Genomic DNA, 14888 nt, shown 5'->3' on the forward strand with positions numbered 1-14888 from the left:
GGATTGCCGAAGTTAGGTCCCAGCCCGATCTCTGGGTATAGGCTTGTTCCGTTCAGAGCGGAACTAGCGAATTACCCGAACAACGGAGGGACGCCACATGCGATCGTCCCCGCAACGAGCATCTGATGCTGGGCCGCCAGAGCGTGAGGCTGACATCCTGCGCCGTACTCTCGGCCTCGTCGCGGAGCGCTTGCCACCGGGATGGGTTACCCGTGCTCTTCGCGACGGAAGTTCAGGTAGCGCGGTCGATGCTGTCGTTGAGTTGGTCGCCCCCGACGGCGACAAGGCCGTGTTCGTCGTTGAGGCGAAACGCGCGGTGGTGACACGGGATCTTCCAGGCATCCTCGAACAGCTTCGGTCCTATGCGGCATCTAGTGGCGAGCGGCCGGTACCGCTGCTCGTGGCCCGGTACATAGGGTCTTCCGCGCGCGCCTGGCTTGAGGATCGCGGAGTTTCGTATGTCGACGCGACTGGCAATATGCACGTAGTCCTGGCCGGTCCGGCGCTGTTTCTACGCGACAGGGGCGCGGATCAGGATCCGTGGCGTGGTCCAGGTCGGCCCCGCGGAACGCTGCAGGGGGCTCCGGCGGCCCTGGTTGTTCGCACGCTGGCGGACTTCGCGCCGCCGATGACCGTCCCGGAACTGGTGCGGCGGTCTGGTGCATCGACCGGTGCCACCTACCGCGTGGTGGAGTTTCTTGAGCAGGAGGCCTTCATCGACCGCGACCCGCGCGGCCCGATCACCAACGTGGCGTGGCGTCGCTTACTTGAGCGATGGAGCCAAGATTATGGGTTTCAGCGCAGCAACCTCGTCGGTGCGTACCTCTACCCGCGAGGTCTGCCTGCGTTGCTGGATCGTCTCCAGGAATCGTCCCAACTGCCCTACGTGGTGACCGGCTCGCTCGCCGCCCACCGGCTGGCGCCGTATGCCCCCGCACGTCTGGCGATGATCTACGTTGATGTCGCAGAGCAGGCCGCCGAGCAACTCAAGCTCCGGCCCGTCGACAGTGGCGCCAACGTCCTTCTTGCGGCGGGTGGGTATCCCGCCGTGTTTGCGCGTGCGGTCGACGACGATGGCGTGCGCTATGCGGCGCCGACTCAAACGGCTGTCGACTTGCTCACCGGGCCAGGACGAAGCCCGGCCGAGGCGCAGGCCCTTCTCGACTGGATGGAGAAGCATGAACCGGAATGGCGACGTTGACCTTCTGGTCGCTGCGCGTGGTGCGTTGCTTGACGCGCTCGTTGCCCTCAGGGAACATCTCGACGCGGTGATCGTGGTGGGCGCTCAGGCGATCTATCTGCATACCGGCGCCGCGCCCGTCGCGCTGGCAGAGGCAACCAAGGACTCTGACCTCGCTCTCAATACGCGGGTGTTGGAGGATGAGCCGCGGTTGGAGGAGGCGATGCGCGCGGCAGGCTTCCACCTCGATCTCCAGGCGCGCCAGCCCGGGGCATGGCTCAGTGCCGAAGGTATCCCGGTCGATCTCATGGTTCCAGAGGCTCTTGCGGGTGGGGCCGGACGCCGCGGAGCGCGAATCCCGCCACACGGCAAGGACGCAGCCCGACGAGCGGTTGGGCTGGAAGCAGCTGTTGTTGATCATTTAGCCATCGACATACCTGCACTGGCGTCCGATGACCCTCGTGTCTGCACGGCCAACGTCGCGGGTCCGGCTGCACTACTCGTCGCCAAGCTACACAAGCTCGGAGAGCGTCAAGCGGCACCCGGGCGACTGGTGGACAAGGACGCGCACGATGTCTATCGGCTGTTGGTCGCCGTCCCTACCGACAGACTTGCTGCCACGCTGACGCGGCTGAGAGCCGATGATCTGGCTGGGCCAGTCACCAAGCAGGCGCTGGTGTTTCTTGCAGAACTCTTCGCCGCTGGTGCTGAGGCGCCCGGTTCGACGATGGCGGGTCGTGCGGAGGAAGGAGTTGGAGAACCTGCGATCGTCTCGGCCGCAGTAGCGGCGCTGGCCGAAGAACTCGTGGCCGCAAGTCGCTGAGCGCGACTCGCGCTCTGGTTACGCCGTTACGGAGCTTTCCGGCCGGATTCGGTGACGGTGCGGAACTGGCGGGCGGTCAGGCCGAACCAGCGGTCGGTCAGGCCCTCGTCGCGCATGCCGAGGCGCCGCGCGACCGACTGCGAAGCGTGGTTGTCCGGATCGGTGAGGGCGAGCACCGGGCGGTCCACCTGGTCAAGCAGCCGCCGGGCGGCGGTCGTGGCGAGGCCGCGGCCCTGGTGCTCGGGGTGCAGGTGCCAGCCGATCTCGACCTCGTCGGTCGGGCCGGCGGCGTCGTGCAACGGCAGCAGCAGCACGGTGCCGACCGGTCGGTCCTCGCCGTCGGGCACGATCGCCCACAGCCCGTACGGCGGCTGGAGGTCCGCCCCGCGCTCGTGCCAGCGGGTGAGACGCTGCCGGGCCTCGTCGAGGTCCTGGAGCGCCCGCCGCGGGTGTGGGCCGAGGTGGCGTATCACTTCCCAGCGGGAGTAGAGGTCGAAGAACGCGTCGAGGTCGTCGTCGCGCCAGTGTCGCAGCCGCAGCGCCGGGGTGGGAGTCGCCATCGGACCATGATGCCGTACCGCGGGCGAGTGGTGAGCGGAACGTGATGCCAAGCCGGCAGTGAGCGATGGGCGCCGATGCCGGCGACGGTCGCCGCACGTGTGGCGCGTCCGCGACGCTACGGATATGCCGAGCGGCACACATATTCAATGCTTCGATTGGTATGAATGTTTGGGCCGCGCGGACGATCGACGGGCGGCGCTGCCGTCTCCGATACTGGGGCCCTGATTGGAGGCGGTATGGCGGACCGCATCATGGTGTCTTTCGCGGGGCCGGGCTCCGGCGTCGGGGAGCTCACCTGGGGGCAGCAGCACATCTGGGGCGCGATGCAGGCCCTGGGCGAGACGATGAACATGGTAGCGGTGCAGGAGCTCGCGCCCGGCGCGACCATCGGCGAGTTCGCCGAGATGCTGCGCTATTACACGAGCCGGTTCCAGGCGATGCGGACCCTGCTGCGGTTCGCGGCCGACGGGCGGCCGCTGCAGGTCGTCGTCGACTCGGGTGAGGTACCACTGGAGATCCACGATGACGTGGACGTGCCGGGCCTCGTCGCGCGGCAGGAGGCGGCGGCGTTCGACTACGAGCGCGAGTTCCCGATCCGCATGCTGCTGGTGCGCCGCGAGGGGGTGCTCACCCACCTGGTGATGGTGCTGAGCCACTTCGCCACCGACGCCGCGGGCGGGTTCGCGATGTACGCCGACTTCGCCGGACGCTCGACGGCGCCGGTCGGCATGCAACCGCTGGAGCTCGCTGGGCACCAGCGCAGCCCGGCGGGGCGGCGGCAGAGCAACACCGCGCTGGCGTATTGGGCGGGGCTGCTCGACCGGGTGCCGGCCCGCCAGTTCCGCGACCCGGTCCCGGTCGACGGCCCGCGGTACTGGCAGCTCGAAATCGAGTCACCGGCCATGTTCCTGGCGATCCAGACGATCGCGGCCCGGCTGAGCGTCGACGCGCGGACCGTGCTGCTCGGTGTGTACGCGGTCGCCACCGCCCGGATCACCGAAGTCAACCCGGTGGTCGCCCAACTGCTGGTGAGCAACCGGTTCCGGCCCGGGCTGTCCGCGATCGTCAGCAACATCAGCCAGACCGGGCTGTTCGTCGCCGACCTCGCCGGGATCACCATCGACGAGGCGATCGCCCGCACCCGCAGGGCCTCGGTCAACGCCTACAAGCACGCGTACTTCGACGTCGTCGAGTGGAAGGCCCTGCTGGCGGCGAAGGGTGTCGAGCTCGGCAGCTACTACAACGACCGCCCGTCGCCGATGCCGCAGTCCACTGTCACCGCCGCGCCGCCGCTGGACGTGCTCCGGGCCGCGCTGCCGCAGACCTCGGCGCCGCGCTGGACGGATCTGCCGTACTTCAACGAGCGTCTCATGGTCACCATCGACGACGCGCCCGGCGCGGTCGCGCTGCTCGTGCTCGCCGACACGCACTACGTGCCCCGCCCGCAGATGGCGGCCCTGGCCAACGAGATGGAGGAGGTCGCCGTCGCCGCGGCCGTCGACCCGCAGACCCCGACGAAGATCGACTGAACCCGGCAGGTCGCCCGATCGCCCCCGTGAGTGAAATCCGGCGAAGGCGACGCCGCCGGCGGTTTCCCAGCGGCCGGCGGGGCAGAGTGCGACCGTGGTTCACGTTCATCACCGCACCGCGCACGTCGATGGGCAGACCGTCTTCTACCGCGAGGCCGGCGATCCGGCCGCGCCGCACGTGGTGCTGCTGCACGGCGCGCCGGCCAGCTCGCACATGTTCCGCGAGCTCATTCCGCGGCTGGCCGGCGACTACCACGTCATCGCGCCGGACCTGATCGGCTTCGGGCTGGGCAGCGCGCCGCCGGTGACCGAGTTCGAGTACACCTTCGACCGGCTGGCGGACGTGGTCGAGGCGTTCCTGGCGCAGCGGGGCATCGCCGAGTACGCGATGTATGTGCAGGACTATGGCGCGCCGACCGGCTGGCGGCTCGCGCTGCGCCATCCGGAGCAGGTCCGGGCGATCGTGTCGCAGAACGGCAACGCCTACGAGGAGGGCTTCGTCGACACGTTCTGGGAGCCGCTGTGGCGCTACTGCGAGAGCCGCACCCCGGAGAACGCCGAGCCCCTGCTGGAGGCGCTGAGCGAGCGCGGCATCCGGTGGCAGTACGTGCACGGGGTACCGAATCCGGATCTGGTGGACCCCGACTCGTGGCTGCACGACCACGCGCAGGTCAGCCGGCCCGGCAACCACGAGGTGCAGCTCGCGCTCTTCGCCGACTATCCCAGCAACGTCGTGATGTACCCGGCGGTCCACGACTACTTCCGGGCGTCGCAGGTGCCGCTGATGGCGGTGTGGGGGCGCAACGACCGGATCTTCGGGCCGTCCGGCGCGCAGGCGTTCCGCCGCGACCTGCCGGACGCCGAGATCCACCTGCTCGACGGCGGCCACTTCCTGCTCGAGTCCCACCTGGACGAGGCCGCGCCCCTGATCGCCGGGTTCCTGGATCGGAGCATGGACCGCGGCCGGTCACCCTGGGCGGAAGGATCCGCCCGCCGGCGCTGAGATTCGGGCCGGGCTGACCGCGCGAGCGGGGCACATGCTGGTACGTGTGCGTGGACAATGAGGGTATGACCACGAAGCGGGGACGGGTCCGCGTCGAGCCCGGCGCCAAGCGCGTCCGGGCCTACCTGGGCGGCGTGCCGGTCGCCGACACGGTGGCACCGCTGCTGGTGTGGGAGACGCCGCACTACCCGGCGTACTACTTCCCGGCCGCGGACGTGCGCGCCGAGATGCTCGTCCCGGACGGCGAGGTCAGGCACTCGCCCAGCCGGGGCGACGCCGCGGTGCACACGGTCGCCGCCGGCGGGCGCACCGCGCCGGGCGGGGCGCTGCACTACGCGGACTCGCCGATCGAGGAGCTCCGCGGTCACTACCGCTTCGAGTGGGGCGCGATGGACGCCTGGTTCGAGGAGGACGAGGAGGTCTTCGTCCACCCGCGCGACCCGTATACCCGCGTCGACATCCTGCCCAGCTCCCGCCGGATCCGGGTGGAGATCGACGGTGTCACCGTGGCCGAGTCCGACGCGCCGCGGCTGCTGTTCGAGACCGGGCTGCCGGTGCGGTATTACCTGCCGAAGCCCCATGTGCGGATGGACCTGCTGGAGCGCACCGACTCCGCCACCGGCTGCCCGTACAAGGGCACGGCGGAGTACTGGTCGGCCCGCGTCGGCGGCGCGCTGCACCCGGACGTCGCGTGGTCGTATGCGACGCCCCTGCCGGAGAGCCGGTCGATCGCCGGCCTGGTGTGCTTCTACAACGAGCGGGTCGACACGTATGCGGACGGCGTGCTGATGCCCCGCCCGGCCGACTGAGCGAGCACCTAAGACACAGTTAAGGCTGTCGTGGCTATCGCCTGTTCGGTCAGCCATTTCTGCTGAATGGATTACTCCCCGTTTCTTGATGTTCATCTCGTGCATGTCCGGCGTGCGATCAGTTACGCGCGGCCCGTCATCGCCGATATCGAATGTTCAGCACGGTGGCCTGCGCGCCGGCATGCTACGAGCGTCCCGGCGTGCCGGTAACGAACATTCGGGGAGGAATGTCCAAATGCTGCCGCCGCGGTTCATTTTCCTGGCGATCGTCACACCCGACGATGACGAGTATGTCGCGGACCGGCAACAACGGACCGCATGGATGCTGTGTTCGCCCAACAACCGGATCCTGGGTCGCGGGGAGCGCACCTTCGGCACCGAGGAGCAGTGCCGCGAGGCCGTGCTCGGCCTGGTGCGCGCCGCCGACCGCCTCAGCGCCGTGTCGAGCGCGCTGGGCAGCAGCGGCCACTGGGTGTGGCGGGTTCAGCTCGACGGTGCGCCGGTCGCGGTCTCGCACCGCTCGTATTTGCGGGCGCGCGAGTGCCAGTACAACCTCGGGCGATTTCTGGCGGCGCTGCCCGCCGCGCTGCTGACCGAGGGCCGGCGGCTGCTGCGCGAGGCACCCCGGGCGGTCGAGCGAATGACCCACGGCGCGATGGAGACGCCGCCGCAACGTGGCGCGCGGCGCGATCCGGCCGGGCGGGTCGCCTGATCCCGCCCGTTTCGCCGAATATCTGAGCACATCATCCGATTGCGGTGGCCGAAATGGTGACCGGGTAGGTCGCGCCTGCCTTCCAAAGGGCGCAAAAAATGCTTCATTCGTCGTTCATGATTCGACTCCCGATATTTGGTTCGCGACTGCCAGCCTGCCTTCCGCATCCATTCGCTGGGTGCAGGAGAAATGTCAGGGAACTCCGGCAAGGCGGAAGGGCTCTTCAATGAGAAGACTCAGCAAGGCCGGTCTCGGGATCCTGGGGGTCACGGCCCTCATGCTCACCCAGGCCACCCCGGCGCACGCCGACCACGCCCCCGAGGCCGTCGACGTTGTCGGCGTCGGATCGGACACGATCCAGTACGCCATCAACTTCCTCGCCGACGGGGACTACCTCGGCAACCCGGGCTTCAACGCGTCCGGCGGCCGCGTCATCAACTTCGACGCGACCGGCGACGCGAACGGCAAGCTGACCAACGGCGCCGGCGTGGTGCTGCGTGCGGGCACCGTGCCGGTCGCCCGGCCCAACGGCACCGGTGGTGGCGTCAGCTTCTTGAACAACAGCGACAAGGGCGCGACGCACAAGGTGCAGTTCGTGCGCATGTCGCGTCCGCCGACGAAGGCCGAGGACGACGCCGCCGCGGCGAACGGCTGGGGCGGCCTGCACTGCTACCAGCTGGCGCTGGACGGCCTGAAGATCGCGGTTTCGAACCAGGTGACGACCAACGCCGGCACGAACGGCATCAGCAAGGCCGACCTGGTGCAGATCTACTCGGCGACCGGCACCATCCGTAACTGGGGCCAGGTCACCGGCTGGAACGGCCCGTCCGGGGCGGCCAACACGCCGATCGTGCCGATCCTGCCGCCGTCCACCTCGGGCACCGAGCAGTTCTTCATCCAGCAGCTGGGCCTGACCGAGGCCCAGGTTCGCGCGGACGTGGTCCGGGCCGAGGAGCACGACCCGGCGCCGATCCAGGGCAACGCGAACGCGATCGCGCCGTTCTCGACCGCTCGGTTGGTCATGATCCACAACGGGTACTTCAACGGCGGCACCCGGCCGAGCGTCGACCCGGTGAAGCTCTTCAACACCGGTTTCTCCACGACGCGCCCGGTGTACGTCGTCGTGCGCCAGAACGAGATCAACGCGAAGTGGAACAAGGACCTCTTCGCCCCGGGCGGGTTCTTGTCGCAGTCGTTCCTCGCGCAGCCGCTGATCGAGGACGCGGCGGGCTTCACCTACCAGTACGCCGACGCCGGCCTGTGCCACACCGCCTGACGTCGGTAGCACCACCAGCTCGTTCGCAGGTCCGCAATCCCGGTCGGCGCCGCCGGCCGGTTCCCACAGGAAGGGAGCCCCAAGTGGGCATTCGCTCGAGGTCGTTGATGGTCGGGGCGGCCGCTCTGGTCGTCGCGGCCGGCGTTCTCGTGAGCGGGGGCAGCGCGTTCGCGGCGACCATCACGCCGCCGTTCGAGCCGGACCCGAGCGTGAGCGGCAGCCTCACGCTGTACAACGCGGCCGGCCAGGTCATCACTGGCGGTAGCGTGACCGACAGCCCGATCGTCGCCTACGCGGAGGCGGACGGGCACGGCCGGGACGGCGACAGCCGCGCGTTCCTGCGAGTGGCCACGCCGAAGGCCAACACTCCGCCGGACCAGTTCGTCAGCGGCCTGCTGACGAGCGCGCAGAACTTTCCGAACGCCAACGCTCCCGCCCCGCTGAACACCTCGTCGAACGCGGTCGCGACCGGCGTCACCGGCGTGCCGAGCCTCGCGAGCTACATCGCGTCGAACCCGAACACCGAGACGGCCGCGAACCTGGCGAACATCTACCAGCTGCGGCTCATCACCACGGCGCCGGGCCAGCCGCAGAACACGAACTACTACCGGGTCGACATCCAGGTCAACCCGGCGGCGGGCACCTGGGAGGTCGTGTACCCGGGCAGCAAGACCAACACGACCACCACGCTGACGGCCAGCCCGAACAGCCCGGCCAACCACGGCAGCCAGGTCACCCTGACCGCCAAGGTGGCGCCGGCGGGTACCGCCGGTTCGGTGCGCATCTTCGATGGCGCCAACGACCTCGGCGCCGCGACCTACAACGCCACGACCGGCACCGCCACCCTGGTGACCACCCCGGCCGACGGCAACCACTCGTTCACCGCGCAGTTCACGCCGGCCAACACGGACTCGTTCAACGGTTCGACGTCCTCGGTGCTGGCCTACACGGTGAACCCGGCCGGCACGCCCACCACCACCACGCTCTCGGTGAACCCGCCGAGCGGCACGGCGGCCGGCAGCAACGGCAAGCTCGACGTCAACCTCTCCGCGTCCGTCGCCCCGCTCGGCACCGCCGGCTCGGTGCACTTCTTCGACGGCGCGACCGACCTCGGCGCGGGCAACTACAACGCCGCGACCGGTGCCGCGACCCTGACCGCGAGCCTCGGTATCGGCAACCACCTGCTGATCGCCACGTTCTCGCCGAGCGTCGGCGGCGTCCAGTCGTCGTCCTCGTCGATCATCAACTACGCCGTTGTAGGCAGCAACTCGGCCGCCGTGCCGGTCGACGCCCAGAACAACACCGAGCCCTTCGCCGGCGCCCTGTCGCTGCAGGTCGCGTCCGGCACGGCCGTGCACCTGACCCAGATTCCGGTCAACGACCCGAACGGCCACCCGGCGCAGGCGACCGACCCGACGGGTCACCGTCACGCCTGGGTGTTCACCGGCTCGCTGACCGGCGTGTCGGTGAACGACACCCGTCCGACGCAGGACGGCTGGACGCTCAACGGCCAGGCCAGCAACTTCATCAACGGCTCCACCACGGTGACGGCCAGCAACCTCGGCTGGGCGCCCGCTCTCGCCACCGGCGGCGACGCCGAGGGCACGCTGGCGGCCGGCTCCCCGGTCGACTCCAAGCTCAAGACGGCCGGCAGCGACGGTCTGCAGACCAGCAGCCTGTTCGCCAAGGCCGCCCCGGGCAACGGTCTGGGCACCCAGCACCTCAGCGCCTCCGTGGAGCTGCGGATTCCGGACACGTCCCCGACCGGTCTGTACCAGAGCACCCTCACGCTGACCCTGGTCAGCCCGTAACACGCGGCCCAAACCGCGACAGCACCGCAAAGTGCCAGGTCGGCCGGTTCTCCGGCCGGCCTGGCTCCCAGCATCTGCGGTCCCACCTCGTTAGCGCCGGAACGGAACCAGTCATGAAATCAGCCCGCACGAGCCAGCCGTATCTCCGTCTCGCCAGCATGTTCGTGACTGTGTTCGCGACCGTGACCGCGCTCCTGCTGGCCGGTGCCCCCGCGCGCGCCGAGCCCAGCGACGACGGTAATCGCGTGTGGTCCGTGCGGCCCGCCAACGCTGAGGGCAAACCCGACCGGCGCACGCACTACACGCTGCAGGGCGACCCGGGTGGCAAGGTCGAGGAGCACGTGCTGATCACCAACTCCAGCAAGGTCCGTGCCTCGTTCGTCGTCTACGGCACCGACGCGTTCAACACGAGCACCGGCGCGTTCGACCTGCTCCCCGCCGCCACGAAGCCGATCGACATCGGCTCGTGGATGAAGTTCCCGAGCCAGACCGTCGACATCGACGCCGGTGCCAGCGTCTCGGTGCCGTTCCTCATCGACGTGCCGGCGAACGCCACGCCGGGCGACCACGCCGGCGGCGTCGTGGTCTCTCTGGCCACCAGCGGCACCGACGTGAAGCTGGACACCCGCGTGGCGGTCCGGTTGTACCTCAGGATCGCCGGGCTGCTGCGTCCCACGCTCGAGACGCAGAAGGTCCAGGCGACGTACAACGGCGTCGCCAACCCGATCGGCAAGGGCGGCGTCGACGTCACGTACACGGTCGTCAACACCGGCAACATCCGGCTGTCGACCCACGCCCGGGTCACCGTGACGTCCGCGATCTTCGGCACCCGCCTGGGCGGCGAGGCTCGCAAGGACCTCGCCGAGTTGCTGCCCGGCCAGCGCGTGACGTACACCGCGCACATCGACGGCGTCTTCCCGGCCGGTCCGATCGACGCCAACGTCGAGCTCGAGCCCTACCCGGACCCGGCGCAACCCGTCGGCCAGCAGATCGCGGCGGCCAAGGCGTCGGTGACCATCTGGGCCGTGCCGTGGCTGCTGACGCTTCTGATCGTGGCCGTCCTCGCCGGCCTGGCCGTGCTCATCCGCCTGCGCTTCGGCCGGCCGCGCCCCGGCAAGGGCAAGGGTGACGACCCCAAGAAGCCGACCCCGCCGACCCCGCCGACCCCGCCGACCCCGCCCCGGCCGAGCGCCGGCGGCCCCAAGCGGCCCACGCGGAGCATCCGCGACATGCCCGCGGTCGGTAAGCCGGCTGTCAGCGCATCCGAAAAGGCCGGGGCGAGCGCCGGGGCCGCCAAGTGACCCGGCGCATCTCGACCGGCGCGGCCCTGCTGGCCGTCGCCGCCGCCCTCGCTTCGCTGACCGCGTGCGGCAAGCAGGAGGCGCGCGTGCCCTACCACGACGATCGCTCCACCGGCGCGATCGTGCTCTACGGCGGCGACGGCAAGGTCAAGACGTCCGGCAAGCTATCCGACAAGCCGTTCGTGGCCAAGGCAGTCAGCCAGGCCGCCGCGCCCGTCCCGTACGACGGGGAGGGGCGCAAGGCGAGCCTGCTGGCCTATCAGCCGCGGTCGGGCGTCGACCCACAGCTGTGGGCGGGCACGTACCTGACCGGAGCGAGCACCTACGCCGACGCGGCGCACCCGACCGTGGAGGCGCCGGCGCAGGGGCTGTCGCTCGCGGAGTTCATCGAGCGGTACCCCACTCGCTGGGACGGCCTCGTCCAGCTTCGGATCTACCTCGGCGTGCCCAACGAGCCGACGCTGAACAGCTCGTACGCGACCGCTGACCTGAAGATCGAGGGCGACACCTGGACGCTGCGCGGCGCACGGTCCGACGCCGCCGCCGGGCCCCGGGGGTCGGTGCGGCTCGCGGACGGCCTCCGGCTGGCGATCGGGACGCCGGCCCGTGAAGAGGGGGTACCGATCCTGGTCAACGTGAGCGGCGGCCCTGGGACGCCGGGGCCGTCCGGGTCGGCTGGGCCGTCCGGTTCGGCTGGGCCGTCGACGTCGCCGCCCGGCTCGCCCGGCGGCGGCCTGCCCCGGACCGGCCTCAACATCCTGCTCATCGCCGGCGTCGGCATCGGCCTCGTGTCGCTCGGCGCCGCCGCACTCGTCGCCGCCCGCCGGCGCAACGTCCGTACCGGGAGCCGGTCATGACCCAGACACTTCAGTTCGCCGAGGCGCCGTATTCGGACGTGCCGCCGCCGGCCAGCCTCGACGCCAGGCACATCTCGGCCTGGTTCGGCACGCGCAAGGTGCTCGACCGGGTGTCGCTGACCATGCACGCCGGGCAGGTCACCGCGCTGATCGGCCCGTCCGGCTGCGGCAAGTCGACGTTCCTGCGCATCCTCAACCGGATGCACGAGCTGGTGGCCTCGGCGCAGCTCGCGGGCGAGGTGCTGCTCGACGGCGAGGACATCTACGCGGCCGGCCGGCGCATCACCGAGGCCCGCCGGGACATCGGCATGGTGTTCCAGAAGCCCAACCCGTTTCCGACGATGAGCATCTACGACAACGTCGTCGCCGGGCTCAAGCTCACCGGCAAGCGGGCCCGCCGCGCCGAGAAGGACGACCTCGTCGAGGAGTGCCTGGTCAAGGCCGGCCTGTGGCGCGAGGTCGCGGACCGGCTGAACCAGCCCGGCGGCGCGCTCTCCGGTGGCCAGCAGCAGCGGCTGTGCATCGCCCGGTCGCTCGCCGTGCGCCCGCGGGTGCTGCTCATGGACGAGCCCTGCTCGGCGCTGGACCCGACCTCGACGAGGGTCGTCGAGGAGACCATCACGGAGCTCGCCGCCGAGGTCACGATCATCATCGTCACGCACAACATGCAGCAGGCGAACCGGGTCTCCGACCAGTGCGCGTTCTTCCTGGCCGAGCAGGGCCAGCCCGGCGTCATCGTCGAGCACGGGCCGACCGAAGAGATGTTCGGCAACCCGCAGGACCCGCGCACCGCCGACTACGTGCACGGCAGGTTCGGATGAGCGACCTGCAGGCGGTCGAGGACCTCCATGACAACGCTGGCGGGCCGGACGCGGAGGATGTGCCGCGCCGCCTCGTCAGCCGGCCGGCGCTCGCCGACCGGATCTTCCGCATCGGCAGCACCGGTATCGGTGCGTTCGTGCTCGTGATCTTCGGCGCGATCGGGTTCATGCTCGCCATCGCGGCGATTCCGACGCTGCGCCGGTACGGCTGGAACTTCTTCGTCGAGAACGAGTGGCAGCCCGAGCGCGACCAGGTCGGCATGTCCGAGGTCCTGCTCGGCACGTTCCTCGTCGCCGCGGTGGCCCTGATTGTGGCCTTCCCACTGGCGCTGACGAGTGCCCTCTACATCAGCGAGTACGCCCCGGCGAAGCTGCGCGGCCCGCTGGTGGCCCTCGTCGACCTCATGGCGGCGGTGCCCAGCATCGTCTACGGGCTCTGGGGCCTGTTCATGCTGCAGCCCTACCTGCTCGAGGTCGCGCACTGGATCCACCAGAATCTCGGGTTCATCCCGCTGTTCAGGGTGAACACGGACCCCGACGCGCCGATGTGGGCGCAGGCGCGGTACACCGGCTCCATCTTCATCGCCGGGGTGGCCGTGGCGATGATGGCGATCCCGATCGGCTGCGCGGTCATGCGCGAGGTCTTCGCGCAGGCCCCCATCGGCGAGCGCGAGGCGGCGCTGGCCCTGGGCGCGACCCGGTGGGGCATGGTCCGCTCCGTCGTGCTGCCCTTCGGCCGCGGCGGCATCATCGGCGGCACGATGCTCAGCCTGGGCCGTGCGCTCGGTGAGACCGTGGCGGTGCTGCTCATCATCGCTCCGATCTTCGACCTCAAGGTGCGAATCCTGGAGAACGGCGGTATCACCGTCTCCTCGCTGATCGCCAACCGATTCGGCGAGGCCACCGCGATCCAGCTGTCGGCGCTGCTCACGGCCGGGTTCGTGCTGTTCGTCATCACCGTGATCGTCAACACGATCGCCGCCGTCATCGTCAGCCGCAGTCGCAGCGGCGCGTCGACCGAGATCTGAGCGGGGGAGCGCCATGACGGCCGTCATGCCACAGAACCGATCGGCGGACCCGGTGCCGCAAGCGGGTCCGCCGCCGGCGGCGGCGCCGGAGATCCCGCCGGACGTGCCGCGGAAGCTGCAGAGCAAGACCATCGACGACCGGGCCAGCGTCATCGGCGCCGGGGCCGGATCGCTCGCGCTGACCTGGCTGTTCTACACACAGGTGCTGCTGCTGTCCGGCCTCACCGGCTTCCTCATCTGCTGGTACCTGGCCTTCGTCGTGCTCTACGCCGTCGTCACGGCGGTCGGAAACCCGCGCCCCGTGGTGGCCGACCGGGTCGCGTCGGCCGCGCTGCACGCCGGTGCCGGGCTCGTTGGCCTGAGCCTGGCCCTGACCTTGTTCTACACGCTCTACCGGGGCGCGCCGGCGCTGCCGCACCTGAGCTTCTACACCAAGGACATGGCCGGCGTGCCCGGCGACGCGCCGCTGGACCAGGGCGGGATCCTGCACGCGATCGTCGGCTCGTTCATCGAGGTCGGCATCGCCGTGGTCATCTCGCTGCCGCTGGGCATCGCGACCGCCGTCTACATGACGGAGGTGGGTGGCCGGTTCTCCCGGATCGTGCGGACCCTGGTCGAGGCGATGACCGCCGTGCCGGACATCCTCGCCGGCCTGTTCATCTACACGACGCTCATCGTGGCGTTCAACTTCCCCAAGAGCGGCTTCGCGGCCGGGCTGGCGATCTCGGTGACCATGGTGCCGATCATCGCCCGCGCCGCCGACGTGGTGCTGCGGGTCGTGCCGGGCGGCCTGCGCGAGGCCGGCCTGGCGCTCGGCGCCTCGCAGTGGCAGGTGGTCCGCCGGGTCGTCCTGCCGACCGCCCGCCCGGGCCTGGCCACCGCGCTGATCCTGGCGATCGCCCGCGGTGTCGGCGAGACGGCGCCGGTCCTGCTCACCTCCGGCGCCTCGACGTTCCTGAACTGGGACCCCGTCAACTTCACGATGAACTCCCTGCCGCTGTACATCTTCACCGCGGTGCGCAGCGGCCAGCCGAACAACATCACCCGGGGCTTCGGCGCCGCGGTGGTGCTGCTGGTGCTGGTGCTGCTGCTGTTCGCGATCACCCGCTGGCTCGCGCGGCCGCGGGTCGGCCGCCGCTAACCCTCTGTCATGACGATGCCGAACCACCCTGATATT

General features: G+C 70.0%; 14 protein-coding genes. 13 read left to right on the forward strand and 1 reads right to left on the reverse strand.

What is annotated here, in order from left to right:
• Window positions 1–262 precede the first annotated feature (262 nt).
• Both AB0367_RS17055 and AB0367_RS17060 read left to right on the forward strand, forming a co-directional pair.
• Window positions 263–1201: a hypothetical protein gene (locus AB0367_RS17055; protein WP_366227250.1), complete on the forward strand. Its 939-nt coding sequence runs from the start codon at window positions 263–265 to the stop codon at window positions 1199–1201.
• The gene (locus tag AB0367_RS17060; RefSeq protein WP_366227251.1) at window positions 1179–2003 is read left to right on the forward strand and encodes a hypothetical protein; all 825 of its coding nucleotides are present in this window, start codon (window positions 1179–1181) and stop codon (window positions 2001–2003) included. Before AB0367_RS17055 ends, AB0367_RS17060 begins: the two co-directional genes overlap by 23 nt.
• Before the next feature lie 26 nt (window positions 2004–2029).
• Here AB0367_RS17060 and AB0367_RS17065 read toward each other — a convergent pair whose 3' ends face one another.
• A complete protein-coding gene (locus tag AB0367_RS17065; protein WP_366227252.1) occupies window positions 2030–2563 on the reverse strand; it encodes a GNAT family N-acetyltransferase in 534 nt (177 codons plus the stop codon).
• A 237-nt stretch (window positions 2564–2800) separates the two neighbouring features.
• On the opposite strand from AB0367_RS17065, the gene AB0367_RS17070 reads away from it, so the two are divergent.
• The 11 genes from AB0367_RS17070 to pstA all read left to right on the forward strand — a co-directional run bounded on the left by AB0367_RS17070 (window position 2801) and on the right by pstA (window position 14852).
• The gene (locus AB0367_RS17070; protein WP_366227253.1) at window positions 2801–4093 is read left to right on the forward strand and encodes a condensation domain-containing protein; all 1293 of its coding nucleotides are present in this window, start codon (window positions 2801–2803) and stop codon (window positions 4091–4093) included.
• Window positions 4094–4187: 94 nt separating this feature from the next.
• A complete protein-coding gene (locus tag AB0367_RS17075; protein WP_366227254.1) occupies window positions 4188–5096 on the forward strand; it encodes an alpha/beta fold hydrolase in 909 nt (302 codons plus the stop codon).
• A gap of 65 nt (window positions 5097–5161) precedes the next feature.
• Window positions 5162–5905, forward strand: a complete 744-nt coding sequence (locus AB0367_RS17080; RefSeq protein ID WP_366227255.1) for a DUF427 domain-containing protein — start codon at window positions 5162–5164, stop codon at window positions 5903–5905.
• A gap of 235 nt (window positions 5906–6140) precedes the next feature.
• Window positions 6141–6617 (forward strand): hypothetical protein, encoded by a 477-nt coding sequence (locus AB0367_RS17085; RefSeq protein ID WP_366227256.1) that lies wholly within the window; start codon window positions 6141–6143, stop codon window positions 6615–6617.
• Between the two features lie 226 nt (window positions 6618–6843).
• Complete coding sequence (locus tag AB0367_RS17090) at window positions 6844–7893, forward strand: substrate-binding domain-containing protein (RefSeq protein WP_366227257.1); 1050 nt, start codon at window positions 6844–6846, stop codon at window positions 7891–7893.
• 83 nt (window positions 7894–7976) lie between these two features.
• Entirely contained in the window at window positions 7977–9704 is a 1728-nt protein-coding gene (locus AB0367_RS17095) for an Ig-like domain repeat protein (RefSeq protein WP_366227258.1), read from the forward strand.
• 170 nt (window positions 9705–9874) lie between these two features.
• Window positions 9875–11005, forward strand: coding sequence for a DUF916 domain-containing protein (locus AB0367_RS17100; RefSeq protein ID WP_366227259.1), 1131 nt, complete (start codon window positions 9875–9877; stop codon window positions 11003–11005).
• Window positions 11002–11862 (forward strand): hypothetical protein, encoded by an 861-nt coding sequence (locus AB0367_RS17105; RefSeq protein ID WP_366227260.1) that lies wholly within the window; start codon window positions 11002–11004, stop codon window positions 11860–11862. Before AB0367_RS17100 ends, AB0367_RS17105 begins: the two co-directional genes overlap by 4 nt.
• A complete protein-coding gene (locus AB0367_RS17110) occupies window positions 11859–12683 on the forward strand; it encodes a phosphate ABC transporter ATP-binding protein (protein ID WP_366227261.1) in 825 nt (274 codons plus the stop codon). The genes AB0367_RS17105 and AB0367_RS17110 overlap by 4 nt, the downstream gene beginning before the upstream one ends.
• Window positions 12680–13711, forward strand: coding sequence for a phosphate ABC transporter permease subunit PstC (gene pstC / locus AB0367_RS17115; protein ID WP_366227262.1), 1032 nt, complete (start codon window positions 12680–12682; stop codon window positions 13709–13711). The genes AB0367_RS17110 and pstC overlap by 4 nt, the downstream gene beginning before the upstream one ends.
• A 25-nt stretch (window positions 13712–13736) precedes the next feature.
• Complete coding sequence (gene pstA, locus AB0367_RS17120; protein ID WP_366227263.1) at window positions 13737–14852, forward strand: phosphate ABC transporter permease PstA; 1116 nt, start codon at window positions 13737–13739, stop codon at window positions 14850–14852.
• The last annotated feature ends 36 nt before the right edge of the window (window positions 14853–14888 follow it).

The sequence above is a fragment of the Dactylosporangium sp. NPDC051484 genome (assembly GCF_040689395.1).
Taxonomy (GTDB): domain Bacteria; phylum Actinomycetota; class Actinomycetes; order Mycobacteriales; family Micromonosporaceae; genus Dactylosporangium.